Source organism: bacterium (assembly GCA_036524115.1).
Taxonomy (GTDB): Bacteria; JAUVQV01; JAUVQV01; order JAUVQV01; family DATDCY01; genus DATDCY01.
Window position 1 is genome coordinate 1 of sequence record DATDCY010000086.1, and the last position, 2,426, is coordinate 2,426.

General features: G+C 72.3%; 2 protein-coding genes. Both read right to left on the reverse strand.

The features are described 5' to 3' along the window. A partial coding sequence (locus VI078_04025; GenBank protein HEY5998453.1) for a glycosyltransferase family 39 protein occupies positions 1–393 on the reverse strand: 393 nt, incomplete at its 3' end. Continuing rightward, the coding region (locus tag VI078_04030) for a CotH kinase family protein (GenBank protein ID HEY5998454.1) at positions 390–2,426 on the reverse strand (2,037 nt) is incomplete at its 5' end. The genes VI078_04025 and VI078_04030, both read right to left, overlap by 4 nt.

Here is a 2,426-nt window from a genome sequence, read left to right on the forward strand (position 1 = left end):
CGGCTGGCCGGAGAGGTTCATCAGGTAGTCGACGGGGACGGCGAACAGCGCCGCGGCCACGAGGGCGTTGTCGACGCCGAAGAGCCGGCGCGCCAGCAGGACGGTGCCCACGAGGAACAGCGCGCTCACGAGCCAGGAGAAGGCGCCGAGCGTCAGCGTGGAGGCCCCGAAGAGCTTGAACATGGCGGCGATGATGTAAGCCCCCGCCGGCCCCATCCAGGCCTGCCCCGAGTAGAAGATCGGCCGCTCGCCGTGCAGGATGTGCATCGCCTGCAGCGCCGACGAGGCGGGCGCGAAGCGCTCGAGCTGCAGCGGGTAGGCGGCGAAGAGGCGGTACCCGAGGCCCAGCGCGAGCAGCAGGAGCAGCAGGCGGGCCTTGGCGCGCGGCGTCATCGCGTCTTCCGGCCCGCCGTTGCGTCGGCGGCGGCCGCCTCCTCGAACGTCCGGCCGAGCAGGGCCAGCCGCGTGCGCAGGTACTTCTTCAGGGTGTCCACGTCCCGCTCCCACGTCCACCCCTCGGCCAGCGGCCAGCGCCGGTAGTTGCGGCCCACCGCCTCGGCGAGCTCGGTCTCCAGCCCGCCGATCCGCCGCATCAGCTCCTGCTCGGAGAGCCGCTCCCGCCGCAGCGTCCGCCAGCGCTCGAGGACCCGGCGGCTGTAGCCCGGCAGGTCGGCGTGCAGGCGGTGGACGAGCGCGTTCGACGCCAGCTCCGTGCCGTAGAAGGACATGTCGGCGTCCCACGGGACGATGAAGAACCGCGCGCCGGGGCCGCCCTGGCGGGCGAGGTACAGGTTGTAGTTGCGCCCCTCCATGTCGGCGCGCAGCAGCAGGAGGATCTCGAAATCCATGATCTCGTCGACGTCGACCAGCGCCTCGATTCCCTCGCGGAAGGCCGCCGGCGTCGAGTTGCCGACGAACCTCACGAGGCGGTCGTAGGGACCCCAGAACTCGCCGCCTCGCCAGTCGGGGACCTTCTGGACATAGGCGTCGCGCTGGATCTGCGTGAAGCTCGCCGAGCCGCCCTTGGCCTTGTAGAGCACGGGCCGGTCGGGGCCGGCGGCCTTCTTCGGGAAGCCGAGCAGATCGCCGTCCACCCGGTCGGTCAGGTTGTAGATCCCCTTGTAGTCGCCGTTGACCACCAGCTCGACGTAGCGGATGTGCGGGGCGAAGCGCGGCTTCCCCGGCTCGGAGAAGCTGCGGAAGAGGTCGTAGACGAGCCGGTCGCGCATCAGCGCCACGTCCCGCCACGCGGAGGTCAGCAGCAGCAGCCGCGTGCGGCCGATGCCGGGGACCTCCTGCGGGCGGTCGAACTCGACCCGGTAGTAGACCTTCCTGCCGGCGTTCTTGACGAGCACGCTGTTGCCGCGCAGGCGGAACTTCCCCGGCTGCAGGCCGTCGCGGCGGCCGTCCGCCTCGATGAGCTCGGCCACGCAGGGGATCGCGGCGGCGCGCCGCGGGTCGCCCTCCGACTCGACGCGCAGCACCGGCAGGCGCCGCGCGGGCACGCCGAACGAGAGGTCCCTGGTCCGGGTCGCGCCTCCGCGCGCGACGCTCACGCGCAGGCCCGCCGTGACCGACCTCCCCGCCTGCGGCGTCACGTGCCCGGCGGCCGACAGCACCTCCGGCGTGAGACTCGCGAACGAGAGCGTCGCGCCGTTGACCGTGGCCGGCGGGAGCTTCAGGTCCCCGACGATGAGCGAGGCGTGCGGGTTGTCGCCGAGGAAGATCTCCTCCCGGACGAAGTCGCCCACCCGGGCAACGACCGCCTCGTCGGACCGCGGGGTGCGGTCGAGCGCCGCATCCTCGAGGAGCCGGCGCTGGCGCCGGATCTCGTGCACGATCTCCCGGCTGGTGAGCGGACTCTTCCGATCGCTGCACAGGGGCGCCTTGAGCCGGCCGGCGATCCGGTCGAACTCGGCGAGGGCCTGGTCGCGGAAGAACGGCAGCCGCGTGATCAGCTCGCGCCACTGCTCGGCTTCGCCGCGCCAGAAGGACCCCTTGTCGCCCGAGAGGTCCGCGGCGAGGTACAGGCCGTCGAACGAGCCGTTGGTGCTGACGGCGACGATCTCCGGCGCCGCCGGCGGCAGCCCGCAGTCACGGGCGAGCTTCGCGGCCAGCGCGTCGAGCAGGTAGGGCGCGCCCTCGACCGGGCGCAGCAGCAGCTTGCGCTCCGGCTCGCCGTCCGCATCCAGCAGTTCCAGCGTGAAGGTCCGCTTTGACGACGTCTCCGGCCCCGTCTGCCGGCCGGCGACCAGTTCCATGACGGCGCTGCGGCGGCGGCCGCGCACGAGCAGATCGACCTTGCGCTTGTCGGAGGTTGCCGGCGCGTTGAGGCCGTTGTCCGCCGTGTCGTTGAACCAGGCGTTGAAGTGCCGGACGTCGTTCCGCGAGAGCTCCAGCGCGTAGGAGGGCAGCCCAGCCGAGTA